This window comes from Rhodococcus sp. P-2, assembly GCF_016598535.1.
GTDB lineage: Bacteria > Actinomycetota > Actinomycetes > Mycobacteriales > Mycobacteriaceae > Rhodococcus_F > Rhodococcus_F baikonurensis.
Genome location: NZ_CP066779.1, coordinates 2,833,044 through 2,859,303, shown reverse-complemented (window position 1 = coordinate 2,859,303; position 26,260 = coordinate 2,833,044). Strand labels below are relative to the sequence as shown.

The 26,260-nt window shown below is 61.2% G+C and carries 26 protein-coding genes and 2 pseudogenes; 12 read left to right on the top strand and 16 right to left on the bottom strand.

Features of this window, described 5'->3' with window-relative positions; genetic code table 11:
• Positions 1–3: 3 nt before the first annotated feature.
• Both I7X09_RS13635 and I7X09_RS13630 read right to left on the bottom strand, forming a co-directional pair.
• Positions 4–777, bottom strand: coding sequence for an SDR family NAD(P)-dependent oxidoreductase (locus I7X09_RS13635; protein ID WP_200317294.1), 774 nt, complete (start codon positions 775–777; stop codon positions 4–6).
• A 317-nt stretch (positions 778–1,094) separates the two neighbouring features.
• Positions 1,095–2,051 (bottom strand): sugar nucleotide-binding protein, encoded by a 957-nt coding sequence (locus I7X09_RS13630; protein ID WP_200317292.1) that lies wholly within the window; start codon positions 2,049–2,051, stop codon positions 1,095–1,097.
• Between the two features lie 51 nt (positions 2,052–2,102).
• Here I7X09_RS13630 and I7X09_RS13625 point away from each other — a divergent pair, with 51 nt between their 5' ends.
• Positions 2,103–2,729, top strand: a complete 627-nt coding sequence (locus I7X09_RS13625; protein WP_200317290.1) for a TetR/AcrR family transcriptional regulator — start codon at positions 2,103–2,105, stop codon at positions 2,727–2,729.
• Positions 2,730–2,735: 6 nt separating this feature from the next.
• Here the strand turns inward: I7X09_RS13625 and I7X09_RS13620 are convergent, their stop codons facing one another.
• The 3 genes from I7X09_RS13620 to I7X09_RS13610 all read right to left on the bottom strand — a co-directional run bounded on the left by I7X09_RS13620 (position 2,736) and on the right by I7X09_RS13610 (position 5,071).
• Positions 2,736–3,176: a PAS domain S-box protein gene (locus tag I7X09_RS13620; RefSeq protein ID WP_003943598.1), complete on the bottom strand. Its 441-nt coding sequence runs from the start codon at positions 3,174–3,176 to the stop codon at positions 2,736–2,738.
• A 111-nt stretch (positions 3,177–3,287) separates the two neighbouring features.
• The gene (locus I7X09_RS13615) at positions 3,288–4,022 is read right to left on the bottom strand and encodes an ABC transporter ATP-binding protein (RefSeq protein ID WP_442800599.1); all 735 of its coding nucleotides are present in this window, start codon (positions 4,020–4,022) and stop codon (positions 3,288–3,290) included.
• 2 nt (positions 4,023–4,024) lie between these two features.
• On the bottom strand, positions 4,025–5,071 hold the full coding sequence (locus I7X09_RS13610; RefSeq protein WP_185564480.1) for an ABC transporter permease: 1,047 nt from the start codon (positions 5,069–5,071) through the stop codon (positions 4,025–4,027).
• A 114-nt stretch (positions 5,072–5,185) separates the two neighbouring features.
• Between I7X09_RS13610 and I7X09_RS13605 the strand changes: the two genes are divergently transcribed.
• From I7X09_RS13605 to I7X09_RS13590, 4 genes are all read left to right on the top strand, one after another.
• Positions 5,186–6,388 (top strand): sensor histidine kinase, encoded by a 1,203-nt coding sequence (locus tag I7X09_RS13605; protein WP_200317286.1) that lies wholly within the window; start codon positions 5,186–5,188, stop codon positions 6,386–6,388.
• Positions 6,385–7,002 (top strand): response regulator, encoded by a 618-nt coding sequence (locus I7X09_RS13600; protein ID WP_019746299.1) that lies wholly within the window; start codon positions 6,385–6,387, stop codon positions 7,000–7,002. Before I7X09_RS13605 ends, I7X09_RS13600 begins: the two co-directional genes overlap by 4 nt.
• Before the next feature lie 92 nt (positions 7,003–7,094).
• Positions 7,095–8,333 (top strand): HNH endonuclease signature motif containing protein, encoded by a 1,239-nt coding sequence (locus tag I7X09_RS13595; RefSeq protein ID WP_200317284.1) that lies wholly within the window; start codon positions 7,095–7,097, stop codon positions 8,331–8,333.
• Between the two features lie 144 nt (positions 8,334–8,477).
• On the top strand, positions 8,478–9,293 hold the full coding sequence (locus I7X09_RS13590) for a siderophore-interacting protein (RefSeq protein ID WP_095969390.1): 816 nt from the start codon (positions 8,478–8,480) through the stop codon (positions 9,291–9,293).
• A gap of 9 nt (positions 9,294–9,302) precedes the next feature.
• Here I7X09_RS13590 and I7X09_RS13585 read toward each other — a convergent pair whose 3' ends face one another.
• Together I7X09_RS13585 and I7X09_RS13580 are read right to left on the bottom strand one after the other, a co-directional pair.
• Positions 9,303–9,512, bottom strand: coding sequence for a hypothetical protein (locus I7X09_RS13585; RefSeq protein ID WP_166810263.1), 210 nt, complete (start codon positions 9,510–9,512; stop codon positions 9,303–9,305).
• Entirely contained in the window at positions 9,479–9,700 is a 222-nt protein-coding gene (locus I7X09_RS13580; RefSeq protein ID WP_200317820.1) for a hypothetical protein, read from the bottom strand. The genes I7X09_RS13585 and I7X09_RS13580 overlap by 34 nt, the downstream gene beginning before the upstream one ends.
• Before the next feature lie 193 nt (positions 9,701–9,893).
• Here I7X09_RS13580 and I7X09_RS13575 point away from each other — a divergent pair, with 193 nt between their 5' ends.
• Complete coding sequence (locus I7X09_RS13575) at positions 9,894–10,832, top strand: proline dehydrogenase family protein (RefSeq protein WP_234036953.1); 939 nt, start codon at positions 9,894–9,896, stop codon at positions 10,830–10,832.
• On the opposite strand, the gene I7X09_RS13570 is transcribed toward I7X09_RS13575, so the two are convergent.
• From I7X09_RS13570 to I7X09_RS13555, 5 genes and pseudogenes are all read right to left on the bottom strand, one after another.
• Positions 10,825–11,334: a VOC family protein gene (locus tag I7X09_RS13570; protein ID WP_166810315.1), complete on the bottom strand. Its 510-nt coding sequence runs from the start codon at positions 11,332–11,334 to the stop codon at positions 10,825–10,827. The genes I7X09_RS13575 and I7X09_RS13570 overlap by 8 nt on opposite strands.
• Positions 11,335–11,385: 51 nt before the next feature.
• Positions 11,386–12,786, bottom strand: a complete 1,401-nt coding sequence (gene lpdA / locus I7X09_RS13565) for a dihydrolipoyl dehydrogenase (RefSeq protein ID WP_166810316.1) — start codon at positions 12,784–12,786, stop codon at positions 11,386–11,388.
• A gap of 32 nt (positions 12,787–12,818) precedes the next feature.
• The gene (locus I7X09_RS13560) at positions 12,819–13,832 is read right to left on the bottom strand and encodes a dihydrolipoamide acetyltransferase family protein (RefSeq protein ID WP_234036952.1); all 1,014 of its coding nucleotides are present in this window, start codon (positions 13,830–13,832) and stop codon (positions 12,819–12,821) included.
• Positions 13,833–13,928: 96 nt separating this feature from the next.
• Positions 13,929–14,078: pseudogene (locus tag I7X09_RS29405) on the bottom strand (lipoyl domain-containing protein); the annotation flags it as partial.
• Between the two features lie 80 nt (positions 14,079–14,158).
• Positions 14,159–16,339, bottom strand: coding sequence for an alpha-ketoacid dehydrogenase subunit alpha/beta (locus I7X09_RS13555; RefSeq protein WP_124566926.1), 2,181 nt, complete (start codon positions 16,337–16,339; stop codon positions 14,159–14,161).
• Positions 16,340–16,780: 441 nt separating this feature from the next.
• Between I7X09_RS13555 and I7X09_RS29400 the strand changes: the two are divergent.
• The 4 genes and pseudogenes from I7X09_RS29400 to I7X09_RS13540 all read left to right on the top strand — a co-directional run.
• A pseudogene (locus tag I7X09_RS29400) lies at positions 16,781–16,948 on the top strand (GntR family transcriptional regulator); the annotation flags it as partial.
• 6 nt (positions 16,949–16,954) lie between these two features.
• Positions 16,955–17,494 carry a GntR family transcriptional regulator gene (locus I7X09_RS13550; protein WP_234036951.1) on the top strand — a complete coding sequence of 180 codons (540 nt, stop codon included), beginning with the start codon at positions 16,955–16,957 and terminating at the stop codon, positions 17,492–17,494.
• Between the two features lie 15 nt (positions 17,495–17,509).
• Positions 17,510–18,247 (top strand): SDR family NAD(P)-dependent oxidoreductase, encoded by a 738-nt coding sequence (locus tag I7X09_RS13545; protein ID WP_124566927.1) that lies wholly within the window; start codon positions 17,510–17,512, stop codon positions 18,245–18,247.
• 60 nt (positions 18,248–18,307) lie between these two features.
• On the top strand, positions 18,308–19,669 hold the full coding sequence (locus I7X09_RS13540) for an MFS transporter (protein WP_166810318.1): 1,362 nt from the start codon (positions 18,308–18,310) through the stop codon (positions 19,667–19,669).
• Between the two features lie 51 nt (positions 19,670–19,720).
• Here the strand turns inward: I7X09_RS13540 and I7X09_RS13535 are convergent, their stop codons facing one another.
• The 3 genes from I7X09_RS13535 to I7X09_RS13525 all read right to left on the bottom strand — a co-directional run bounded on the left by I7X09_RS13535 (position 19,721) and on the right by I7X09_RS13525 (position 23,116).
• Positions 19,721–20,164, bottom strand: a complete 444-nt coding sequence (locus tag I7X09_RS13535) for an SRPBCC family protein (RefSeq protein WP_166810319.1) — start codon at positions 20,162–20,164, stop codon at positions 19,721–19,723.
• 3 nt (positions 20,165–20,167) lie between these two features.
• On the bottom strand, positions 20,168–21,721 hold the full coding sequence (locus I7X09_RS13530; RefSeq protein ID WP_200317278.1) for a succinic semialdehyde dehydrogenase: 1,554 nt from the start codon (positions 21,719–21,721) through the stop codon (positions 20,168–20,170).
• A 78-nt stretch (positions 21,722–21,799) separates the two neighbouring features.
• Positions 21,800–23,116, bottom strand: a complete 1,317-nt coding sequence (locus I7X09_RS13525; RefSeq protein WP_200317276.1) for an MFS transporter — start codon at positions 23,114–23,116, stop codon at positions 21,800–21,802.
• Positions 23,117–23,187: 71 nt separating this feature from the next.
• On the opposite strand from I7X09_RS13525, the gene I7X09_RS13520 reads away from it, so the two are divergent.
• Together I7X09_RS13520 and I7X09_RS13515 are read left to right on the top strand one after the other, a co-directional pair.
• Positions 23,188–24,159, top strand: coding sequence for a GlxA family transcriptional regulator (locus tag I7X09_RS13520; protein ID WP_095969377.1), 972 nt, complete (start codon positions 23,188–23,190; stop codon positions 24,157–24,159).
• 30 nt (positions 24,160–24,189) lie between these two features.
• Positions 24,190–24,567: a DUF5313 family protein gene (locus I7X09_RS13515; RefSeq protein ID WP_003943558.1), complete on the top strand. Its 378-nt coding sequence runs from the start codon at positions 24,190–24,192 to the stop codon at positions 24,565–24,567.
• A gap of 7 nt (positions 24,568–24,574) precedes the next feature.
• On the opposite strand, the gene I7X09_RS13510 is transcribed toward I7X09_RS13515, so the two are convergent.
• On the bottom strand, positions 24,575–26,254 hold the full coding sequence (locus tag I7X09_RS13510) for an oleate hydratase (RefSeq protein ID WP_234036910.1): 1,680 nt from the start codon (positions 26,252–26,254) through the stop codon (positions 24,575–24,577).
• Positions 26,255–26,260: the final 6 nt, after the last annotated feature.

Here is a 26,260-nt window from a genome sequence, read left to right as displayed (position 1 = left end):
GGCTTACGGTTCCGGCAACGGAAGGATGCCGAGATTGGCGTCGAGACCCCCGTCGACGACGAGCGTCGTGCCGGTGATGTAGCTCGCCGCGGGGGACGCGAGGAACCAGATCGCCTCCGCCTGCTCGAGAGGTTCGGCGAATCGGCCCAGAGGAATTCGTCGTTCGATTGCCGCCAGCAGTGTCGGATCGGAAGTGACGTTCGCAGTGATCCCGGTCCGGGTCAGACCCGGCGCGAGGGCGTTGATCCGAACGCCGACCCCGGCGTAGTCGATTGCGAAGGCGCGCACCAGATTCACGAGAGCGCCTTTGGTGGCGTTGTAGGCCCAGTTACCGGGATCACCCCGCAGACCGGCGACGGACGCGGTGAAGACGGCAGAGCCCTGGCTTGCGCGTAGGGCCGGAATCGCGGCCCGCAGTCCGTGAATGGGACCCCGAAGATTGACGCCGATGATGCGGTCGGCATTCTCGACGGCACGGGGAGACTCGAGCGGAGGTGTGCCTCCGGTCCCGGCATTGAGGACGGCAGTGTCGAGTCGGCCGAAGTGTTCGAGTGCGGCATCGACAGCCGCCTTGTTGACCTGCTCCTCGGTGACACTACCGACTACCGTGACCACGCCGTCGAGTCGATTCAGAGATTCCAGCCCACGTTCGGAGACGTCGACGGCTACCACGGCATGCCCACGCGAGGCGAACAGTTCGACGGTGGCCTTACCGATTCCCGATGCGGCTCCGGTGACCAGAGCGACCCGGCGTGTATCGGCGGACGGTGTACTCATGATGAGCCTTTCTACAGGTGAATTCGAGCGGGATCAGCGCGATTGAGTTCGACGTGCGTTCGACCACCACTCCGTTCTTCCTCACTGAAACGCGGGAGCCGATCCGAGTGACTCGACAGGGTCGAGTATCAAGTCATTTGGATCATGCTGATTTGAACTATGTTGGGCTGCAACTGAAACCATAGATCACAGTCGGCAACTCCCGCGCCCTCGACGTCGAACCGGGGCGTTCTGACGGCCTGCCTACAGTCTCGATCGGGTGGGCGAACTTCCGGAATCGGAAGACTTCGGACTCGAACTGGTGGCACGACGGTGGATTACCGTTCGCTGTTCGCACCCACCCATTGCCGCACCGACAGTTCGGGAACCGCAGCTTGCAACGACTCGGCGGTCTCCAGCGAGTGAAACCACGTCGGCTTCGAAATCGCGGCGCCTTCAAGCACCTGCACTGCGCGCGCGGCGATTGCTGCCGTCGCGGCCGACTGGCCACGCCCCGAAACCCACAGTGCCGGGCCCGTATCCGCTCGGGCCATCGCGACCCAACGGTCGGAACCCCACAGCTTCTTCGGCACTACCTTCTGGAGAGCGGGCGCCCACGTCATGGCGGCAAGCCCAAGCGTCGCGGTGGACGTGTCCAATCGCAGGTACGCCCGCACCGGTACGCCAAGGTCGCGCGTCAGGGCATGTTGGTCCGAAAAATCGGCCCGCACAGCAGGGCCGGTGCGGTAGCCGGTCGCATCGGCCGGCATTCGAAAGCTCTTCATTCCGGTGTAGTTCCGGATCGATCGCCCGTCGGGATCGGGAAACCTCGTGCCCAACATCCCGTACGTCCACGCCGTCGCGGCCGGTCCGTGCAGTTCTCCACCGCCGAGGCCGATCACGATGTCCACGGGTCCGTCGCCGAGTCGATGCGCCTCGGCGGCAAGGACACTGGTCAATCCGGGTGCCAACCCGACGCCCATCAGGACGGGTCCGTTGACCGCTTCCAGTTCTTCGCAGTAGCTCGAGGTCGCCGTGACGTCGACGAATGCCGCCCCACTGCGTACCGCTTCTTCTGCCAGGCGAAGGTCCTCGAAACCCGAGGCATTCACCACGACATCGAAATCTCGAACCACAGCCGAATACGCGCCGGGCTCTTTAAGATCAACGACGACGTCAGCGCGAGCACGATCGCGCCCGGCGGAGTACGCGGAGATTTCGGGGACCTTCGCGAGTTGTTTCATCAGGGGAACCCCGACGGCACCGTAGCCACCGAGTACCAGAACCTTCGTCATTATTTCGCCTCCCGAGTCGCTAGAGTTCGACTCTAGAGTTAAACTCTAATCATGACTGAGGTACTTCGGGAAGACACGTCGGCGCGGCGCAAGATCATCGAGGCAGCGCGCGAAGTTTTTGTCGATCCAGGCTACGCGGCCGCCACGATCAAGCAGCTCGCCGCGGCGGCGGGCGTGTCGGTGCAGAGTGTCTATTTCGTGTTCGGCAACAAGCCGAGCGTGCTGTCAGCACTGCTCGACGTGGCCGTTGCGGGCGACGAGGAAAAGACGGCCACTCTCGACCGTCCGTGGGTGGCGGCAGCGCTCGGCGCCCCACATCCACTCGGGCAACTCCGGATTCAGGTTCACCACGGACGGCTCATTCTTGAGCGCACCGCGGACATCCTGTTGGCCCTGCGGGCCGCTGCTTCCGCGGACGAGGACGCCGCCCGGTTGTGGCAAATCAACCGCACTCAACGACGCACGGTTCAGGAACATCTGATGGTGGGCATCGTCGAAAAAGCACCGACCGTCGACCTCGAAACAGCCGTCAACGTGGCACTCACGCTACTCAGCCCCGAGACGTACACCGACCTCGTGGTCAGCGCAGGTTGGACCGGCCAACAGTACGAAGAATGGGTGGTCAACACCCTTGCTGCAACCCTCGGCCTGGACCGGACGGTCAAATCCCGAAAATAACCGGGTCTACTTGGTGGGCTTGTCGTCGATGTGCCGCGGGTTGTTCCACAGGCGCTCCGTCAGATCGTGGAGGACGGCAAGCGTGATCGTGTCGTCGTCCCGTCGGAGCAGCGACTGACTGACCGTCGCCCGCACCAACGTGCTGTCCGAGTGCACGAACTCCTTGACCGAGCCCGGCTCCGAACTCAGTTCACGATGAGCCTGCTCGGCACTGACGTCGTCGGCATCCTTGTCGTAGAGGATGTCCTGCAAACGCAACGCCGAGACGGCCTTCTTGGGATATCCCAGCATGTCAGCGAAGGACGGATTGGCAAAAACGATGCTGCCGTCGCGGTGAACGGCCATGACCGGCACTGGAAGCCTGTCGAGGAGAATCAGGGCAGGCATCTGCTCCAGATCCGCGATCGGCGATTGTGGCGGCTGCGCAACGTTGCGGCGGCGTTCCATAACACGTCCTCTCAAGTTGCCCGAGTCGACAACAGTCTAACTGCCCAGCAAATCGCGGGTTGACTTCCCGCCCGGATGCAGTGACGAATGCCCGAATCGTGCCCGCCTGAGTCACGCCGCGAGCGCCTCCTGATCCTCCGCCAAGGAACCGTCAACAACACGATAGACAGTATCCATCCGAGACAGGTGACTTCGGTCGTGTGTCACGAGAAGGGTTGCCGCCTCGTGTTCCCGCACCACCCCGATGATCAGATCCATGACAGCGGCACCGCGCTCCTGATCGAGCGCACTGGTGGGCTCGTCCACCACCAGCAGCTGCGGATCGTTCATCAATGCCCGCGCGAGATTGACCCGCTGTCGCTGTCCGCCCGACAGCTGGGACGGCCGTTTTCCGCTCTGATCCGCGAGCCCGACAGCGTCCAGCAAATCCATCGCTTTTGATTTCACGTCTGTGCGACGGGCCCGCGAGGTGAACACGGACTGCCCAAGATGCGCCATCACCTCGAGCTGTTCCAGAGCCGTCAGCGACGACACGAGATTGGACTGCTGGAAGACGATCCCGATCGACGAGCGTCGCAGTTCCGACGCCGCCCGCCGACTCAGCGCCGCAATGTCGGTGCTGCCTTCCGGCGTCCGGAGATAGACGTGCCCGGAATCCGGACGGATCAGGGTCGACGCCACCGCCAACAGGCTGGACTTGCCCGAACCCGAAGGTCCGGTGATCGCGGCGATCTCGCCGCGGTGCAGCCGCAGAGACACGTCGTCCAGCGCCGTCACCCGCGATTGCCCGTCCGGAAACGTCAGATCGACGTTCTGGATGTCGAGAACTGTGGTGCCGGTTGTCATGGTCATCGTGCGCTCCCCAATGCTGTGAGTGGATCGGTGGTCGAGAGGAATCGAAGTGCAAAGGCCGCGCCGAGCAGACCGAGTCCGATCAATGCCACGGCAGGTACGACGGTGGTGGATGCGTCCAGGACAAACGGCATGGCGTCACCGATCAGCGAGCCGGCCACGGCCGTCAGCCCGATTCCGACGGTGACGCCGGCAATCAGGACGATGAGGGCCTGACCCAGTGCGTCGCGCACCAGAGAACCGGTGGTTGCGCCGAGCGCTTTCAACGTCGCGATGTCCGGGGTTCGCTGGATCGTCCACACCGTGAAGAACGCACCGATCACCAGGGCCGAGATCGCGAACAACATGAGCGTCATCAGGGTCAACGACCCGTTTTCCGACTTGTACGAACCGATCGCGTCGAGCGAACCGCTGACCGTCGTCGACGTCGTCGCGGCTGACTTGTCCGTTGCGGAAGCGTCGGAGGCTCCGGTGACAGCCAGTACTGTCGCAACTCCGCCGCGTGGATTGGCCGCCTGCCAGTCATCGAGCGTCATCCAGACGACAGGCGAATGGCTGTACCAGTCGTCGCCGCGAACGTCACTGACGGTGAACTGCTGCGTACCGACGCTCACCTGGTCGCCGGCGCCCGCCCCCAGATCGCGGGCGGCACCTTCGCTCAACACCACCGTGCCTGATGCCGACGGCGTTACGTCACCGAAACCGCCGTCAGCACCGAACAGGGCAACCGACTTCTGATTTCCGTCGGCCAATCCTGCCTTGCCGCGGCCGATTCCGACGGGATCGACGTCCTTCGCAGCGCCGGCCCAGGCGTTGACCTGGTCCTGCGTGAGCGCCGACTCGTCGAACGACGCCCCAGCTCCGGTGTCGGCAAACACCACCGTGTCGGCATTCATGGCCTCGATGGCCGACACGTTCTGATGGCGAAGTCCTGCAGTCAACCCACTGAGAAAACTGACCAGAAGTGCAACCAACAGAACCACGACGGAGATCAGCGCGAAACGACCTCGCGCTGCCCGTAAGTCCCTCATTGCGACAAACACTGTGAATTCCTTTCCTGTGCTTGCCTCTACGCTCTCGCGGATGCAGACTCTTTCCATCGCACCTCGGATCGACATTCCAGCGCTCGAAAGAACCATCCCGGTTTACAACTTTTGATGGATGAACCAGGTCCGAACCTCGCTAAGCTGGGCGAGATGCACCGATCTCCGCTCACGCCCGTCTTCGCCGGCTTACAACTGGGCCTGCATGTCCTTGTCATGGCGCTGGCCGGTGTGGTGTTTCTTCGAGCGCTGATCGACGAATCCGACCTGACCGCGACAATCACCGCGTTGGCCGTGATCTTTGTTGCCGTCTATCTGTTCGGAGTTGCCAAAAGGCTGCGCGGCAACGCTGCCCGCTGGTGGTTATCGGTGCTGACCCTCGTCTGGATCGCGACGATGGCGGTATCCGCCGACGCCGCCTACCTCGCGTTCGGACTTTTCTTCCTCTATCTCCATATTCTGCGACGCCCCTGGAGCCTGCTAGCCGTCACCGCGGCAACAGCTGTCGCCGTGATCGGCACCGGGCTGCACCGTGGATGGACGATCGCCGGCGCCGTCGGCCCGATCATCGGCGCCGCCGTGGCGGTTGCCATCGGTCTCGGCTATCAAGCGCTGTACCGCGAGGCAGCCGAGCGCGGTCGTCTCATCGACGAATTGATGAACACCCGTGAAGAATTGGCGTCGACGTCTCGCGATGCCGGAAAATTCGCGGAACGCGAAAGACTCGCGGCGGAGATTCACGACACCGTGGCCCAAGGACTTTCGAGCATCCAGATGCTCCTTCACGCTGCCGAACGCGCCGATCCGGAGAGCCCGGCCATCCGTCAGATCAGCCTCGCACGGGAAACCGCTGCGGACAGTCTTGCCGAAACCCGCCAACTCATAGCCGAATTGACACCCGCGGCCCTGGACGGTCAATCGCTCGCCGATGCGCTTCGTCGAATCTGCGAACGCGCGAGTAGTCCTGAACTGGAAGCGCGCTCCGTGGTCGAAGGTGAGGCAATCCGGCTGCCGATGCCCCTCGAAGCAACACTGGTGCGCATCGCGCAGGGTGCGGTGTCCAATGTTCTCCGCCATGCAAATGCAACCAGAATGGCTGTGACACTGACCTATTCCGACAACACAGTCAGCCTCGACGTGGTCGACAACGGCCGCGGCTTCGACGTGAGAGTTCTCGAACGTGGACCGGCAGAATCTTTTGGCCTCAACGCAATTCGACGACGCGTCGAGCTGCAGGGCGGAACGTTCTCCATCGAGTCCGAGCCGGGACACACCGCCGTCGCGGTGACGTTTCCCCTCGAAACCGGTGAACAGTGATCCGCCTGCTGCTCGCCGACGATCACGCGATCGTGCGCGCCGGGCTACGAGCGCTGCTCGAAAGCGAATCCGACATCGAGGTTGTCGGCGAAGCAGGGACCGCCGAGGAAGCCATAGCCTTCTGTGCCACCACGCCGGTCGACCTCGTGCTCATGGACCTGCGGTTCGGGCCAGGCAAGACGGGGGTCGACGCCACCCGCGCGGTATGCGCGCTGCCGAATCCGCCGCACGTACTCGTCGTGACCAACTACGACACGGACGCGGACATCTTGAGCGCCGTCGAAGCCGGAGCCAGCGGCTATCTGCTCAAGGACACTCCACCGGTCGAGCTGCTGTCGGCCGTCCGCGCCGCCGCAAGCGGGGACAGCGTTCTCTCCCCCGCCATCGCGTCGAAGCTCATGACGCGGGTACGCAAACCCGAAACCAGCCTCAGCCCAAGGGAAATCGAAGTGCTGAAGTTGGTGGCGGCAGGACGCTCCAACCGCGAGATCGGTAAAGAACTGTTCCTGAGCGAGACCACGGTCAAATCGCATCTGGTCCACATCTTCGGCAAGTTGGGCGTGAAGTCGCGGACGTCGGCGGTAGCTCGTGCGCGGGAGCTGGGTTCGATCTGACGTTTGTCCGAATTGTCGAAAGTAGCTGGACAGCAGTAATTTTCGCTTGCAATTCTCTTGTGTTCGAAACTCTGTTCGGATATGATTGCTTCATGGACAGTCGGGAAGCATGGCAGCTGGATGGTGAGGACCTCAAGAGTGAGGTTCTGGATCTGGTGCGCGCCCGGCACGAGTTGCAGTCGCGGATGGTGTTGCTGATCGTGGAGATGTTTTCCCGGGAGGTTCTCGGCGGGAAGGGTTTTCGGGCGATCGCGCAGTGGTTGCACGCGTCGACGAATTTGGAGATCGGTGAGTGCAGTCTGCTGGTCGGGTTGGCGCGGTTGCTGATGCTCGAACCCGTGGTGGGCGATGCGTTTCATCGCGGTGACGTGGATGCGTTGAAGGCCCGGCAGGTGGCGTCGTTTTGTCAGCACCCACCCAAGAACATGACCCCGGCCGATGTAGACAAGGCCCGGGGGATTTTGCTGTCGTTGGCGTCGAAGAACATCGCGGATTGTGATGCGGTGCGGGCGGCGATTCGGCGGATCGAGAAGCAGTACGGCACACGCGAGGACGGGGTCCCGGTCGGGGAAGACTCTGAGCGTAACGAGTTCTACGCCTCGAAAGGCCTTTACGGGCGGGTCACAGTGAAGGGTGACTTGGATGCGGTGAACGGGGCCCGTCTGATCACGTTGTTGTCGAGCCTGTCCGCTCCGACACCGGAGAAGGACGGCGTCAAAGACACCCGCACTCCGGCATTACGGCGTGCGGACGGGTTTTGCGAGTTGTTGCGGCGGTACGAGCGGGCGGGGTTGGGTCCGATCGAAGGTGGGGTGAAACCGCACATCACGGTCACCGCCAGCGCCAAAGACATGACAGACCTCAAAGCTCTGAAAGGTCTCTTGCCGTCCACTGAGGAACTGGGGTTCGCGTGGACGGATTGGGTGGGCCCGATCAGTATCGACACTGCACGGATGCTGGACTGCGACTGCACGGTCACCCGGATCTTGTTGGACGAGAATGGTGTTCCGCTCGACTGCGGCAAGGAAGCGAGAACCGCGACGGTGCCGCAGCGGCGGGCGTTGACAGTTCGGGATGGTGGGTGCGCGTTCCCGGGGTGCGGGACGCCGTCGGGGTGGTGCGATGCTCACCATATTGTTCACTGGAATGATGGTGGCCCAACGGATCTCGATAATCTGATCTTGTTGTGTGGTCATCATCACCGGACGTTGCACCACACGGAATGGAGAGTGGAGATCGGCCCGGATCGGAAGTCGGTGTTTTATCCGCCGATGTCGATCGACCCGTATCAGCAGCCGATCGGCGGGAACAGCCCACCGACTGCCGCCTGAACGGGCATAACTGAAAATGCCAGCGTATGCACCGGGGAGAAACCATGCCTCGGGGCATACGCTGGCGTTTTCAGCTGCACTCGATGTCCGTCTTGCGACAGCATCTGTCTCCACTTCGACACGCAGGACCAATAGGGTCGAGGAATGTCTTTCTGCGAACCCGCCCGCGTTGTCACCGTCACGTCACTGACCCCGCACATGCGGCGAATCAGCATCGAAGCAGAAGGTGACTGGCACTGGCCGACCGGCGGACAGGGCGACGAGCGCATCGACATCGCGTTCCCGAAACCCGGTGAAACAGAAGCAGAATACGACTACTTCAACAATCCCGACTACGGCAAGGCCGATCTCGGAACCGAGCCACCGTGGCGGCACTACACCGTGCGCAAGGTGCACGACGGCGGCCGACGTCTGGACATCGACTTCGTCGTGCACCCTGGCGGTATTGCAGCGGATTGGGCCCTGCGGGCCGAACCAGGTCACCTACTAGGCGTCTTCTGGTCGGACAGTTCGCGTTCCCATTACCAAGCACCGGCGGGTCCTCGTTGGCAGCTGCTGGTCGCAGACGCCACGGGTCTCCCCGGACTGGGCAGGATTGTCGAAGAACTTCGAGAGGGCGATGTCGCACAGGCGATCATCGAGGTCGAAACCGAAGAGGATCGACAGGAATTCGTCACTCGCGGCGACGTCACGTACACGTGGCTCGTGGGGAGTGGTCTCGGAAAGGCGCCGAGCGCGCTGTTCGAGGCTGTGGAGAAGGTCGAGTTTCCCGAATCCGAATCGGCCGACGTCTACGCCTGGGTGGCGTGCGAAAGCGCAACCAGCCGTCGTATTCGTAAGCATCTGAGGGAAGTTCGAGGAATCGCTCGCGACAAGCACAATGTTGTCGGGTACTGGCGAGAGGGCGTCGACGGCCACGTTTCCGGCATGAACAGCGAAGAAGTCACCGTCGGCGCCTGAGCCCCGTGATCACTCTGCCGGCAGCGTGTCGGCAGATTCTGCGACTGTAGCTTCTGCGTCAGCCGGCTCTTTGTCGGCCGGCTGCACGTCAGCGGGCTTTTCCGCCAGCATCTCGAACAATGCCCGGCGTGCTTCGGCGAGAATTGCCTCTGCCTTGGCTACCTGCTCAGCGGTCCCACCTGCGGCTACCGCGACGGCGGCACCTCGGAGTAGACCCATCGCGGGGCGGAGAGTTGCGCCGGCTTCACCGAAGTGAGGGCGGCCGTGTCCGCGCTGGTCGGGTCGACCGAATTCACGCTGACCTTGGCGACCACGTCGGCCTTCAGGGCGTCCTTCAGGACGTCCATCTGCTCGATCTTCGAAGCGACCCTCGGGGCGCTCTCCCTCGAATCCTCGACGGAAACCATGTCCACGATGCGGACCTCGACGGCCGTGCTCGCGACGTTCTTGCATTTCTGGGTTGTTGTGTGGGGCGTACATGTTGTCCTCCTGGACTGTCGGTGTTTGTTTGACGTATCGACGATATATCGACAATAGATCGAAAGCAAGGGTTCGGAGAATAATTCCCGCCCCTCATCCGGATACGCTGAATCCGTGAACATGGATCTACAAGCCCAGGCCGCCGACGTCCTACGCCGCCTCGCACTCGACGAATCCCTGAAAGAACGCACCATGGCGGACGCTGCAACGGCAGCACTCGCACGGAAAGTGGCCGCTCGCTACATCGGCGGCGAAACCATCGACGACGCCTTCGATCGTCTTCCCTCGATCTTCGCCCGAGGGCACAAGGCGAGCATCGAATACACCGGCGAGAGCGTCCGGGATCCCGAGCTCGCGAACGCCGAAACCGATGTTTTCGTGGAACTGGCGGAACGGATCGGCACGTCGGGTGTCGACAGCACCGTGTCGTTCGACCTCTCACACATCGGCTTGGTGATCGATCCGGAGCAGTGCTTTCGCAATGTCGTGCGCCTGGCCGAGGCCACGGAACACGCAGGTGCCGAACTGATCATTTCCGCCGAAGCGTCCGATCGCACCGACCTGGTCCTCGACATGCATGCGCGACTGGCCGAGCGTTTCACTCACGTGGGGATCACCGTTCAGGCCCGACTGCACCGGACCGCAAAGGATCTCGCCGCTCTGCTGGACCGACCCGGTCGCATCCGTCTCGTGAAGGGCGCCTTCCTCGAAGCCGAATCCGTCGCCTACCCGCGCGGCAGTGCCGAACTGCGCGGGGCGTATCTCGACTACGCAGCCCGGATCGTCGACTCGGGTCACCAGGTTTCCATCGCGACGCATGACCGCGACATCCTCGAAGCATTACGCGCAGAACATGGTTGGGCCTTGGAACAGAGCCATGTCGAGTTCGAGATGCTGCTCGGCCTCGGTACCGAGCAACTGGACGCACTCCGAGCAGCGGGGTTCACCACACGCGAATACGTCATCTTCGGAACACAGTGGTGGCTGTACGTGCTCAATCGCATTGCCGAAGAACCGGAGCGTGTCTATACCGCGCTCATCGACGCCGCGTCTACATAACCTCGGATGGTCGTCGGGTCGATGGGATCTCGATGAGTTCGACGATTGCGCCGACCGAATCCTGAGTGTCGTAGTACGCAAAACCTCCGTCCCCGTTCGCCCCATAGCCGTACCCCGACTGAATCAAATCGACGTCGTATTGCGCCATTTCGATCATCGCGTCCTTGATCGACGGGACGACAAAACCCAGGTGGTGCAATCCGAAACCATGACGCGAATGCCATTCGTGGTACGAGCTGGGGCCTTCGAGCAGTTCGATCAGCTCGATTTGGGGACCGGCACCGACAAACGCCAAGCGCATGCCGAATCGCCCTTCCTCACCTCGGTAGCTCAACTCCGGAACGTTGTCGGGCCCATACGTGTAGATCGACCAATCGTCTCGGCCGAGAATGCCGCTCCACAGTGCAACGGCCGATTCCAGGTCAGGCACGATCATGGCGATCTGCGCCACCGGGTTCCCCCGCAAGGGTTCAGGGAGCGAGTCTGCCTTAACGCCTATCACTTGCCACTCCTCGTTCGGTTCGGTTATCGGACCAATTCAACAGCAGTCCGTTCACAGATTGATCATGTGTCCTGCCAGCCCGTGGAATGCCTCCTGCAGCGCCTCACTCAGTGTGGGATGGGCGTGAACGTTGCGTACGAGGTCTTCAACTGTCAGTTCGAATTTCTGAGCGAGCGTCAACTCTGGTAGTAGCTCGGTCACTTCCGGACCGATCAGATGCCCACCGAGCAACTCACCGTACGTATCGTCACTGATCAGCTTCACGAATCCGACAGCATCCCCGAGACCATGTGCCTTGCCGTTGGCACTGAACGGAAAGGTAGCCACCTTGACATCCCAGCCCGAGATCTCGGCCTTGTCCCTCGCTTGCTGCTCTGTCCACCCGAAGCTGGCAACTTGAGGTTGACAGAATGTTGCGCGGGGAATCATCGGGTAGTCGACGGGGACGGTGTCTACGCCGGCAATCGTCTCAGCCGCGACCACGCCCTGAGCCTCTGCGACGTGAGCGAGCATCAACTGAGCAGTGACGTCGCCGATTGCGAAGATTCCTGGCACTGACGTACGCATGTACTCGTCGACCATCACGCCTCCCCGCTCGGTCAGTTCGACGCCCGTCGTCTCGAGGCCGTAGCCGTCGGTCCGCGGAACAAACCCGATCGCTTGGATCACCTTGTCCGTGAGCAGCGTTCGCGCCTCGCCGCCCTGCCTCACTACCACCTTGACCTGGCCGCCCGAATCGACGATCTCCTCCACGCCAGTGGAAACCAGAATCGTGATCCCGGATTTCTTGTATCGCTTCGACAGTTCCGCAGAGACATCCGTATCTTCCAGCGGAAGGATCCGCTCTGCGTACTCGATCAGCGTGACGTCAACTCCGAAACTGTTCAGAACATAGGCGAATTCCACACCGATCGCTCCCGCACCGGCAATGACCACGCTCTTCGGTAGCTCACGTGTGAGAATCTGCTCCTCATACGTGACTACATTGTCGCTGCGAGTCGTACCTGGAAGTAGTCGTGGCTCTGCACCACTAGCGATGATCACGTTGTCGAAAGTGATCGTCGCGGACTCAACCCCCGATACCTCGAGGGTGTTCGGTCCACGAAATACGCCACGACCGTTGTACTGCCGAATACCGTTCTTCTTCATCAGGTAGTTGACGCCCTTGGTTCGGCCGTCCGCAACGGATCGACTGCGGTCGAACGCAACCCCGAAGTCAACCGAAGTGACACCTTCGATTCCGAACATCGAGGCTTCGTCTGTCACCAGGTGCGCAATCTCCGCGTGCCGCAGCAGTGCCTTCGACGGAATGCATCCGACGTTCAGACAAACTCCGCCCCAGTACTTTTCCTCGACCACAGCAATGGAGAGCCCCAGTTGCGCAGCCCTGATGGCCGCAACGTAGCCACCGGGCCCAGCTCCGAGTACGACCACGTCGTAATGCGAATTCATTCCTGTGCCTCCCACTTTCTCGCGATGTCTTCTCAGCCGAAGATCTGGATCGGGTTCTCGAGCACTGTGGTGAAATGCTTCATCCACTTCGCGGCGATCGCCCCGTCGATCGGCCGATGATCAACCGAGAGGATCACTCGCAGAACCGTCCCGACCTCCAGCCGTCCCTCGACGACAACGGGCTGCTCGGTCGCTGCTCCAATCGCAAGAATCGACGATTGAGGTGGGTTGATTATGGCCGAGAATTCCTCGACCCCAAACATCCCTAGGTTCGAGATTGTCGTCGATCCACCTTCGAGTTCGTCCTGCCGAATCTTCCCTGCACCGGCTCTCGCTACTAATTCTTTTGTGGCGCTCGCAATTTCGGAAATGGACATGGTGTCGACCCCACGCAGAACAGGAGTAAGCAATCCGCGATCGGAATCTATCGCGATCGAAATATCCACCTTGGCAAAGGTTCTCACTGCGTCTTCGACCCAGATCGAATTCATCTCCGGCACCAGCGTATGTGCCTTCGCCATCGCTTTTATCAACAGATCGTTGACCGACACCTTGGAAGCGCTGACTTCGTTGAGCTGCCTGCGCGCCTCCAGCAACGCATCGACCCGAGCAGAACCAGAGATGTAGAAATGGGGCTGTGTCTGCTTACTCGATGTCAGCCGAGCAGCAATTGCACGCCGAAGTCTCGTGTGCGGCGTGTCCGTGAAGACAGGGCCACGGTCCTTGACTCCAGCGTCCTTCACACCAGCATCTTTCACTGCGACGGCCTCTGCCGAAGCGGCCTTCGCTGCTATTGCTGCATCCACGTCGCTACGTACAACGCGTCCGTTCGGGCCCGATCCCACGATGTCACCGAGTCTCAGCCCTGCCGATTCCGCTAGACGTCGCGCCAAGGGACTCGCGAAAATTCGCGGCGCCCTCTCATCGGCCACTTTCTCGCCCGGCACGGTCGGAGAAGACGCACCGTCGGGTTTGTCTACAGCAGTGGATGTTTCAATCTTGGCCGAGTACCCATCGGCATCAAAGACTCCGAGCTCGGCCAGCAATGTCGCAATATCCTTCACGACTTCGCCCCGATCAGCGAGGACGGCGATCGGTGCACCGACGTCGACAGACGTCCCTGGTTCGACGAATGTGTGTACAAGAACACCGGCGGACTCGGCCTCGATCTCAACCGTCGCTTTGTCCGTTTCGAGAACGGCCAACGGTTCGTCGACATCAAATTCCGAATCGACAGCCAGCGGCCACTCGGAGAGGATTACGGTGGTAGCTCCGGCTGCCACCTCTGGCATGCGCAGTAATGTCGCCATGGCGGTTGATTGCTCCTAGAGAATTTCTGCCGATGAGGGTGAGTGGGTTCGGTTCGGTCCGTTCACGATCGAGTGATCCTCTTCAACGCTTCGACTACTTCATCCGTCTGTGCAATTGCCGCACGTTCGAGCACTTTGCTGATGCTCGGCGATGCCTCAGACCCCGTCACTCGCTGGATGGGCTGATCAAGCCAATCGAAGAATCGGCGTTGGATTTCATCACTGAGCCAGCCGCCGTATGACGTTCCGTGTGCTCCTTGCTCAGCGATGACCACGTTGTTGGTCTTTCTGATGCTTTCGCCGATGGTGTCCCAGTCGATACTCGCTTGGTCGAGCCAACGGAGATCGATGACCTCGGCATCGACTGTCCCGATTTCGTCCACTGCCTCGAGGCAATGCCCCACCATCGACAAATAGGAAATGATCGTGAGATCGCTTCCGCGCCGACGCACTGCAGCCTTCCCGACCGGCAGGAAGTAGTCGTAATCATCGGTCGGCGCCTGGCCGCTCGTGCCGTAAAGGTCTACGTGCTCGATGACCACCACCGGGTCGTTACAGTGCAAAGCGCTGTTCATCAATCCGATGTAGTCGTACGGCGTGGACGGTGCGACGATGCGCCATCCCGGGGCAGTTGCAAACACGCCTGCAGGGTCCATGGAGTGTTGCGAGCCGTAGCCGGTCCCCATAGCGACCTTGCTGCGCAATACAAAGGGCACGTTGCTGTCCCCACCGAACATATGTCGCGCCTTGCCGATCTGATTGAAGATCTGGTCGGCTGCCACCCACATGAAATCGGCGTACATGAATTCGACGACTGGCTTGTACCGTCCGTCCAAGGCGATTCCGCCACCGAGGCCCGCGAACGCATTCTCACTGATCGGAGTGCCGAGCACTCTGCCCGGGTATCGATCAGCCAATCCTTTTGTAGCGCCGTTCGTTCCGCCCTTCAAGCGATGGATGTCCTCACCCATCACGACGATGGAGTTGTCGGCGTCCATGCGACGGTCCATCACCTCAGCCACGACGTCGATGAACTTTCGATCGGCCATCTCGCCGGCGAACTCCTCTGGTTCCACGAATCGGGCACCCCCGAACTCACTGAGATCACCGCGTATCCCGACATCGACGAAGTTCACATCCGGCCATTCCGATGCCTTGATTCTGACCTCACCAGGCTTGCCCCCTGGCACCTTTTCCAGCAGCTCGCCACCGATCTCCTGCATTACCCGGGAGGCTTGCGCGACCGCCTTAGCTACGTCGGCTTCCGTCAGCAGCTTCCGACGGACCACTTGATCGGTGAGCAGGCGAAGCGGATCGCGCTTTTTCCAGGCCTTTTCTTCGTCCTTCGTGCGATAGCCGAAAGCGCTGCCCGGGAATGGGCCGTTCTGGTGAAAGAAGCGATAGACATCAGCTTCGATGATCGTCGGGCCCTTACCCGAACGCATGTGTGTGAGGGCCTCCCGCATCGCGAGGTGGACCGCAAGCGGGTCCATACCGTCGACCTTCCAACTAGGAATGTTGAACCCGAGCCCGCGTGCCGACAATCGCGGTTCACCGGTCGCTTCCGCGACATGTGTGGATACCGCATATTGGTTGTTCTCGATGAAGAAGCAGATCGGAAGATCCCAGGCTGCCGCCAGATTGAACGATTCGAGTACCGACCCGATGTTGACCGCGCCATCACCGAAGTAGGTAACTGCGACGGCATCGGTTCCTGCCTGACGGTGCGCCCAGGCAAAACCTGCAGCTTGCGGTACCCCGCCTCCGACGATCGCATTCGTACCCATCGCGCCGGCTTCTTTCCACTGCAGGTGCATGGACCCGCCACGACCACGGCAGTAGCCGCGCGACAGACCACAGATCTCTGCGAGGCTGCGGGTCAGTACGGTACGGACCTCCGGCGAGAGTTCAGCGGTCGGATCCAAACCGTCGACAGCCACATGGGCCAGCGCCTTGGCAAGAAACTGATGATGTCCGCGGTGGGAACCGTTGATGGAGTCAGCGGATGTGAGGCCGACGATCGATCCCACAGCCCCACCCTCTTGTCCGATGCTGGAGTGGGCCGGACCGTGGATCAGTCCTTTCCCCGCCAACTCCAGAACGTATTCCTCGAAGGATCGGATCAAGATCGTCTGAGCCAGCATCGTGGCGAGGAGCGACGGGTCGGCCGCATCCCAGTCCTTGTTCGATGTTGCCAGTTCCACCCATGGTGATGCTGCGGTGAGTTTCTTGTGCGTGGTCATAGTCAGTCTCCGGATCAGGCCTTTGGACGGCCAAGCTTTGGCAGCGCGTCTGGACAGCGCGGAGGGACTCGCTCAGAGCGGTCCGCTTTCCGTGTTGGGCCTCACATTGCCACCGAATGGATCCATTCGCAAACCTGCCTCGGTCTCCATTGGCAGTAAATGTGGCTTGGCCCACTTGACGAACAGGGCCAATACCCCGCAACATACGTGCTGAGAGTTTCATCCGAGAAGCAAATTCGAGTGATTGGATCCAAAGCTGTGGAGCATTCAGGCCAGATCACAACTGCGGTCAAACAAGCGAACAGGCACAATTGGATCCAATCCGCGACACGGATCATCCCGCACACCATCCCGCACGTCCGCAGTGAACAATGAACCCCGGCACCCGCTCGATCCGCGGCCGAGCAGAACTGCGCCCGTCCCCCATCTCGAGGAGCACCGTTGTCCGAAGCCGATTCTGCGAGCGGCCCCACCACGGTCGCGAGCCACCGCATCGCAGCCCATATCCGCGAAGACATACTTTCCGGACGCCTACTGCCTGGAGTTCGAATCCGCCAGGAGGAGATAGCCGAACGACTCGGCGCGAGTCGGTTACCAGTACGAGAAGCGCTGCGCATGCTCGAATCCGAAGGCCTGGTCGAGTTGAAAGCGAACAGCGGCGCGTGGGTGTCCTCCATGGATATGCAGGAATGCGATTTCGTCTATCGCATTCGCGAACGGATCGAGCCCATGGCGCTGGCGGAGAGCATCCCGCATCTGAACAGCAGTGTGCATGATCGACTCTGGAGTATTCAGGAAGAGATCGAAGCCAACGAGGATGTCGACCGATTCCTGGTACTGGACCGGGAGTTGCACCTGCTCACTTACAGCGGTTGCGAGATTCCTCAGTTGATAACTATGGTGACTCGGTTCTGGAATACGACTCAGCATTACCGTCGGGCATATGCCCGGCTGACGGGCCCCGATCGAACCTGGGTCATCAACTACGAACACCGCTTGCTGATCGAGGCCATCGTGCGCAAAGACGAGATCGATGCCGAACGCTGCCTGACCGGCCACATACGAAGAACCAGAACCGAATTAACCAAGCATCCCGAACTTTTCGACAGCACCCACCCTGATTCTTTGCCGGGAGGTTCGTCGAAAGTGCGCTGATCAAAGGAAAGCCACTTGTACGACTTCACCGATCGCACCATTGCAATATCCGGAGCCGCAGGCGGAATCGCCAGGCAGGTATCAGAGCAGATGTACGCAGCAGGGGCGAATCTGGTACTCGGCGACCTGGATACACAAGCGCTCTCCGCGATCAGAGCTTCTCTGGATCCTGACGGAAATCGTATAGCGACAACAGAACTCGATGCTGCTTCACCTGAAAGCAATGATCACTTCGTTGCGGTTGCGCAAAGGCATTTCGGGGGGATCGACCACCTCGTAGTCGCTGCGGGGATCTATCCCGAACAGTCGGTGGAGTTGATGACCGACCAGCAATGGCGGACGGTCATGTCCATCAACCTCGACGGGGCAATGTATCTGACACGCGCCGCCATTCCGGTGATGCGTGACGGCGGTTCGATCGTCAATCTGACGTCTATGGCAGGCCATCGCGGCAGTCGAAATCACGCTCACTATGCGGCAACAAAGGGCGGACTAATCGCTTTCACTCGAAGTCTCGCTTGGGAACTGGGTGGATCGATCCGAGTCAATGCAGTATCGCCCGGCATCATCGAAACACCGATGACCGCAGATTTGGTCAACAGCCAAAACGACCACCTCATCCGCTCGACGCCGATGGGCCGATTCGGCCGCGCCGCCGAGGTTGCTTCCGTGGTCGGATTCCTGTGCAGTCCAGCCGCGAGCTTCGTGCACGGCGAAGTGATTCATGTGAACGGCGGACTCCATATGGGTTGACCGCCCATATCTACCGAACCTGTTGAACGACAAAAATACTGACATCCCGAGAAGGCTCACATGAACAGCTCTGCACCTCCGGAACAAACCCCCGAACTCGATCGCGCCCGTTCGCTGCGGGCAGCCGTGTCCGGAAACATCCTCGAATGGTTCGATTGGACTCTGTACGCGATCTTCTCCACGTATCTGGCGTCCAATTTCTTCGATGACAGCGATCCCACTTCTGCCCTGCTGTCGACACTTGCGGTGTTCGCCGTCGGATTCGTGGCGCGACCGTTCGGTGGGCTTGTCTTCGGACGCCTGGCCGACCGTAAGGGTCGAAAATTCACGATGGTGCTCACGATGTGCTTGATGGCCGTTGCAAGTCTGGCAATTGCATTGATCCCGAGCTACGAGAGCATTGGGGTGTGGGCGTCGTTCGCACTCTTGATTGCACGACTGACGCAGGGCCTTGCGCACGGAGGAGAGGCCGGCGTCTCTTACACCTACGTCGGTGAGATCTCGCCTCGAGATCGGCGAGGGCTGTGGGGCAGTTCGGTATTCACGGCTGTCACCTTCGGAGTAATGCTGGCGACTCTCGTCGCAGCATTGCTGACGGGGATCCTCGGAAAAGACGACATGAGCAGATACGGATGGCGGATTGCTTTCGCCATCGGGGCCGTACTCGGTCTCTACGCATTGTTCTTGCGTCGTGCAGCATCGGAATCCCCTCACTTCGAAGAGAATTCGGATTCTGCAGCTACGGCACCTCCGATTGCACGAAAGGACATTGTAAAAATCGGTGTGCTGATCCTCATGCTGTCTGCTGGGCAGAACGCGGCCTACTACACCTGGGCCACCTTCGCGTCAGCGTATGCAATTTCAGCCAAGGGAATGGATCCCAACGGAGCCTTCATTGCAAGCTTGCTAGCCCAACTCGTTGTGCTGGCGCTACTTCCACTCTCAGGTCACCTCTCGGACAAGTACGGTCGGCGCACCATGGCGGCAGCCTTCGGCATTTCCGGCGCTGTCCTCGTACTACCGATCGCGGCTATCCTGACGGCACAGCCGTGGACCTTGTTCGTGACGCAGGCGATGGGATTGGCGGTCTGGTGCTGCGCGTCCGCGATGTATCCGGCGCTCATGTCCGAACTTGTCCCCACTCGTGCACGCGCGATGGGAGTCGGCTTCGCTACGTCGCTGTCCGTGGCGATCTTCGGCGGTACGGCGCCGTACCTGAACACCTGGTTGACCTCGCGAGATCTTGGATGGGTGTTCTCGGTATACGTGGGAGCGCTCTGCCTTCTCTCTCTCGTTGCGGCGCTGATCATGAAGGAGACCAAAGGAATCGACCTCAGTACAGTCGGCATGCCTTTCCGCAACTCCGACAAGAATGAGCATCAGGCGTCGCCGTCCGACCTCGGCGAGCTGTCGAACCGATAAACAGAAGTGGGACTGCACTCGAATCGAGTGCAGCCCCACTTTTGCAGGTGCCTAGCTCTCCAGAAACGCCTTGATGCGCGCCAGAGTGGTTTCCATTCCGGTCTGCATCAGCTGATCTCGACCCCGGCCGAGTAGGCCGCTACCCGACATCATGCGCACGTAAAGCGCAGGCGTCGCATAGATTTCACGAGTCTCGGTAAGCACAGTGCCCGTCCCCGAAGGCTCGAGCACAAAGGTCCACCGCGCTTTCGGCTCGTCCGATTCGAAGGAGAACTTCCGGCAGTCGACCACGTCGACCACCGTGCAGTGCGTGCTCCACCGAATCAGGCCGTGCTTGTTGGTGCCCTTGAACTTTGCGCCCACGGTTCCCGGGGTTCCGGAAGTCCATGTTCCGCCGGTGTTTTCAGGACTGAAGCGACCCATACCTTCGATGTCGCTGACAACCTTCCACACCGATACGGGAGTTGCCTCGATGTATGCGCTGGCGGTTTCCACCCGTTACCGGCCCGGAACCCAGGACATGATCTTGATGGCGTGAGGCATGAGCTTTGCCCACGCCTTGGCCGGAAGTCCGCGCGGTCCACCGAGATTCATGACGCGAGTGGTAGCAACGGTCTGCGGCTCGGTGTACTTGATCAGACCTTCAGCGCCGTGACGACGTCCGACGCCCGAGACGCCCATGCCGCCCATCGGTGCAGCGGTGCTGCCCCAGGTAGGTGCGTAACCCTCGTCGACGTTGACGGTGCCGGCGTGGATGCGCGCTGCGATGGCTTCGCCGGCAGCCTTGCTTCCCGCCCACACACTGGCGTTGAGGCCGTACTCGGTGTCGTTGGCCTGCGCGATGGCCTCTTCGACGTCCTTGACGGGGTAGATCGAGACGAGCGGCCCGAAGGTCTCGTCGCGGTAGCACTCGGCGTCCTCGGGAACCCCGGTGAGCAGGGTGGGCTCGTAGAACAGCGGTCCGATGTCCGGGCGGGCCTTGCCGCCGGCAATGACGGTGGCGCCCTTGACGACTGCGTCGTCGACATGCGCGGAGATTGCCTTGACCTGGGCCTCGGATACGAGGCTGCCCATCTCGATTCCGAATTCGTAACCGGCGGCGAGGTTCATCTTCTTGACGCGGTCGCCGAACATGCGGATGAACTCGGGTGCGATGGACTCTTCGACGTAGATGCGCTCGATGGAGATGCACAGCTGACCGGAGTTGGAGAAGCACGCACGCACAGCGGCGTCGGTGACCTCGCGCAGGTCTGCGCCGGCCGCGACGATCATCGGGTTCTTGCCACCGAGTTCGGCGGAGAAGCCGATCAGTCGACGGCCGGCCTGCTCGGCGAGGAGCTGACCGGTCGCGGTGGAACCGGTGAACATGAGGTAGTCGGTGTTCTCGACCAGCGCGGTGCCCACGACGGAGCCCGGTCCGGGAACCACGGCGAAGAGGTCGCGGGGAAGTCCCGCCTTGTAGAGCAGTTCGACGCAGGCGAGGGCGCAGTACGGCGTCTGGCTGTCCGGCTTGAGGACAACGGCGTTGCCGGCGAGCAGCGCGGCGATGGCGTCGGACACGGCCAGCGTCATCGGGTAGTTCCACGGCGAGATGACGCCGACTACACCCTTGGGCTGGTAGCGGACGACGGTCTTCGTCAGACCCGGGAGCATGCCGGAGACGCGACGCGGGCGCAGCAGCTTCGGCGCCACACGTGCGTAGTGACGCGACGTCATCGAGATGTCGAGGACTTCTTCCTGAGCTGCGGTACGCGACTTTCCGGTCTCGGCCTGAGCCATGTCCATGAGGGCGTCGCGGTTCTCGAGGATGAGGTCGCGGTAGCGGTGGAAGACGGCAGCGCGGTCGAGGACGGAGCGCTTGGCCCATTCCTTCTGGGCGACGCGGGCACGGGCGATGGCCGCAAGTGCGTCGTCGGCGGTGCCGACGGGGATGGTCGCCAGCTCCTTGCCGGTGAACACCTCGGTGATGGACTTCGTCGGGCGATCGGCAACATTGTCGATGGCGATCAGATCGGCGAGCCGCGAGAAGGTCGCAGCGGACGGAGCAGGCATTTCAGTACCCCTACTGGTGAGTAGTTCTTGGAGTTACACACAACTTACCCCGTCGGTGGTACCGATCACAGTGCCGAATCAGACAGAGTCAACCAATACTGCCTCTTTCGGACGTTTTGCGATCAACAACGACATGACTGCGGCGATCGCGCAGAGCGCGCCGGCCACCAAGAAAGCAGCGTCGTACGAGCCGATCTGATCGCGAACGAGGCCGGCCAAGAAGGCCACCAGACCCGCGCCGATCTGATGAGATGCCAGCACCCAACCGAACACGATGGGAGCGTCGGCGCCGAAGTGCTGACGGCACAGCGCGACGGTCGGCGGAACCGTCGCCACCCAATCGAGCCCGTAGAAGATGACGAACGCGATCATCGGCGGGTTCACGGTGTTGGCGAGCAACAAGGGCAGAAAGAGCAGCGAGATGCCGCGGAACAGGTAGTAGATCCCGAGGAGTTTTCGCGAGTCCATCCGATCGGTGAACCAACCCGAAGCAATGGTGCCGACCATGTCGAGGATTCCGATCAACGCCAGCAGCGACGCGGCCGTGGTGATCGGCATCCCGTGATCGTGCGACGCTGGAACGAAGTGCGTTCCGATCAGGCCGTTGGTACTCGCGCCGCAGATCGCGAACGTACCGGCGAGAAGCCAGAACACCTTGGTCTTCGACGCCATGACCAGTACCGAGATCGCCCGGCCTCCGGCGCCGCCGCGCTGGTAGACAGGCTTGGCGGGTGGGGCGTAGTCGGCGGGCGCTCCGTACGGCGTCGTACCCACATCGGACGGATAGTTGCGCAGGAACAGCAGAACGAACGGCACTACGGCCAGCGCGGCAAACGAAACTGTGAAGGCGACGCTCTTCCAGTCGTACGTTTCCGCGATCTTCGCCAGGACGGGCAGGAACACCAGCTGACCGGCAGCACCACCGGCCGTCAGGATGCCGGTCACGAGACCGCGTTTCTCGACGAACCATCGATCCACGACGGTGGCGACAAACGCCAGCGCCATCGAACCGGTACCGAGTCCGACGAACACGCCCCACAGCAGGATGAGCTGCCAACTCGAGGTCATGAAGATCGTGAGACCACTGCCGAGCGAGATGAGCGCCAACGCCGAAGTGACAACCGCCCGGATGCCGAACCTTTCCATCAGGGCAGCAGCGAACGGCGAGGTCAACCCGTACAGGATCAAGTTGACCGAGACGGCGGCCGAGATGCTGGCGCGAGACCACCCGAAATCCTCGTGCAGTGGATCGATCAGCACGGATGGGGCAGCGCGGAAGCTCGCCGCACCGACCAAAGCCAGGAATGCCACGATCGCGACGGACCAGGCGCGGTGAAAGCGCGGCGGGCTCACCTGCTGTTGGCCCGATTCGGGGAGAACGGTCTCAGAAGTCACAGAGAGAATTCTGCAGTTTGGATTCGATCGAGAACAGTGGCCAGATTGCCAATATATGAAAGAATCGAGCCATGTCTGGTCCGCATCGCGTCGTCGTACTGGCTCTGAACGGAGTCATTCCCTTCGAGCTCGGTATCCCGGCGCGCATTTTCGGGCGCGCCCTCGACGTCGAGGATCGGCCGCTCTACGAGATCCTGACGTGCACCGTCGACGGCAATCCCGTGCAGACCGACGCAGACTTCAGCATCTCGGTCGACCACGGGAGCGAGCTGCTCGCCACCGCCGACACCGTCGTCATTCCCGCGTCGTACGAACTGGGTCCGGCCTACGAAGACGGTTACCTCTCCCCCGAGTTGGCCGCAGCGTTCCGACACATCCGCCCGGGCACTCGACTGGTCTCGATCTGCACCGGTTCGTACATCCTCGCCGCGGCGGGTTTGCTCGACGGACTTCGTGCCACGACGCACTGGCGCAACACCGACCATTTCCAGCGTGTCTACCCCAAGGTGAACGTGGATCCCGACGTGCTGTTCGTCGACGAAGGCCACATCCTGACCTCGGCCGGTGTGGCGTCAGGGGTCGATCTCTGTCTGCACATCGTCAGGCGCGACCACGGCATGGAAGTGGCGAACACCGTCGCGAGGCGTTGCGTCGTACCGCCGTGGCGCGACGGTGGCCAAGCGCAGTACATCCGGCGCCCGCTGGCCGACAAACCCTCGGAATCGACTGCCGACGCTCGGCATTGGGCCCTCGAACATCTCGGCGACCCGATCACCCTGGCGGACTTGGCGACGCGTGCCAACATGAGCGTCCGTACGTTCAGTCGTCGATTCCGCGACGAAGTCGGAACGACGCCGAACCGCTGGTTGACCAGCAGACGCGTCGATCGAGCACGCGAACTGCTGGAGGAATCCGACCTGTCGATCGATGCAATTGCCGCTCGAACCGGCTTCGGGACCGCGACATCGATGCGTCAACACATGAACGAGGCGCTCGGCGTTTCACCGAGCGCCTACCGACGTACGTTCAAGGCACCCGCGTAAGCGGCGGTACCAGGCACTATCCTGGAAGCCATGGCCGAACAGACTCGCCCGAACTTTCCCCAGTACTGCGGATACCTCCTGGGAAAGACCCTCCCCGACCGGTACCAGGACTGGGTGCGAAACGATCTGGTCGGCCCGGGTGCACAGGCCCGCTACATCATCCGCTTCACCGTGCCGGCGACGCTGATCCTTCTGCTGTTCCTCTTGATTCCGGGACCGATCTGGATTCCCTTGGCCATGATGGCCTTGTTGCTCATCCCGCTCGCGTACTTCGTCGTAGCGCTCGGGACCATCTACCGCCGTCACCGCCTGCTGAGCCATGGACTCGATCCCGAATTGCTCGACGAGAAGGCCCAGCGCCGCGCCGATCGCACTCGCGAGGACTACGAGAAGCGGCACGGTCGCTGAGCACCCCTCAGCGGAACATCGTCACTGCGGCCTTGGCGAGAACCTTCGGGTCCTTCTCGTAGTGATGCATCTTGGTGAGCTTGTCTTCCGGAATCCCCAGGAACTTGTAGACGGCCACCTGAGCGCAGCGCACCGAGTACTGCTCGGTGAACACCATGTCGAACGGCAGCTCCGCGAACTGACTGATGAAGGCCAGGTTCTTGGAATGCTTCGGCACCACCAGCGGCCGGTCACCCACGGCACGCCGATTGAACAGCGCACTGGCGTAAGGCATGTGGCTGGGAATCGAATTGACGACGCTGTCCATGATCTCTTCTCTGCGCGCGGCCAGCGCACCGTTCTCGTCGAGCGCCTCGAGGTGTCCGAGCGTCTCTTCCAGCATTTCCCGGCCGGTCATCTCGATGAACGGCTTCTTCACGTAGTCACCGTTCTTTCGCGGGAACAGACAGTAGCCCCAGAAGACTCCTTCGTTCTCCTTCTGCGCGTGATAGTGCGGCTGATGGTGAACCACGATCGACAGAAGTACGTTCGAGTCCACGAAGGTGTTGAGCGCATTTCCGGGGAGCTGCTTGGTGATTCGGGAAATCTCGTTGATGAGCTCGTGTGACGAGGTGGTGACGGTGAAGCTGGTCCACTCACTCTGCTCCCGATCTCCGAAGAACTTGTCGGGATTCCCGAGATCGTAGAAGTGCTCGGTTGCCTGCTTCCACAGCAGCGCACTCGGCGCGTACCTCATGTCTTCCACGATCGGGGTATCCAGATCGCCGATCGACGAACTGTCGGTGATGCTGCCGTTGGTGTCGAAGACGAAATCGCCCTCCGCTACGTCGATTCGGCCCTTCTCACCGGTGCGGACGTTCTCGTAGTCGAGTCCCGTCACGGTGATCTCGTCGCGAAGCGGGGTGTCCTTGAACACGAACTCCGTGATCTTCAGTTCGTTGACGAACTTCACACCCTTGCCTTCGAGGAAGGTCCGCATCGGCAAGATGATGCTCTCGTACTGGTTGTACGGGGACCTGGTGACACCCGCGAGAGTCTGAATGCGACTGAACTCGAGAATCATTCGATTCATGTACCGGCGCAGCTCCATCGCCGAACTCACCCGCTTGAACGCAAATGTGGTCTCCCACATGTACCAGAAGTTGGTGGTGAAAAAGTGCGGAGTGTCCTCGAACCACTGCTCGATACTGATGTCGTCGAGTTTTGCCTCGTCCGACTCCGGCATCGTCATCAGCTTCGTCAACAAGTATCGATCCTTGTTGTCGAATTGCATGTGCTTGTAGTCGTTCTCGCCCTTGTTGCGAATACCGTCGCGGTCGATCAACCGTGCAACGTCGTGTGTCGGATGCGCGTGGTCGAAATCGAGAATGTCATCCGTCACCGACTTTCCCGGGTTGTCCAGCGACGGAACCGCACTCAGCACGTCCCAGAGGTTCTCGTAGGTCTCCTCGTTGAGCATGCGACCACCACGGTTGATGAAGCCCGCGTCGTTGCCTAGCTCGCGATGGCCGTACTGGTGCTGGAAAGTAGCGGCGGATTCGCCGTCGTTCGCTCCGTGCATGTCCAGGCCCATGATGGTGATGTCCTCACCGCTCCACTTACCGTCCCGAATCAAATAGACGGCAGCCGAAAGATTTCCGATGCCGGCACCGATCATGTACGCCTTGTGAGACAGCTTGGAAGACATTGTTTT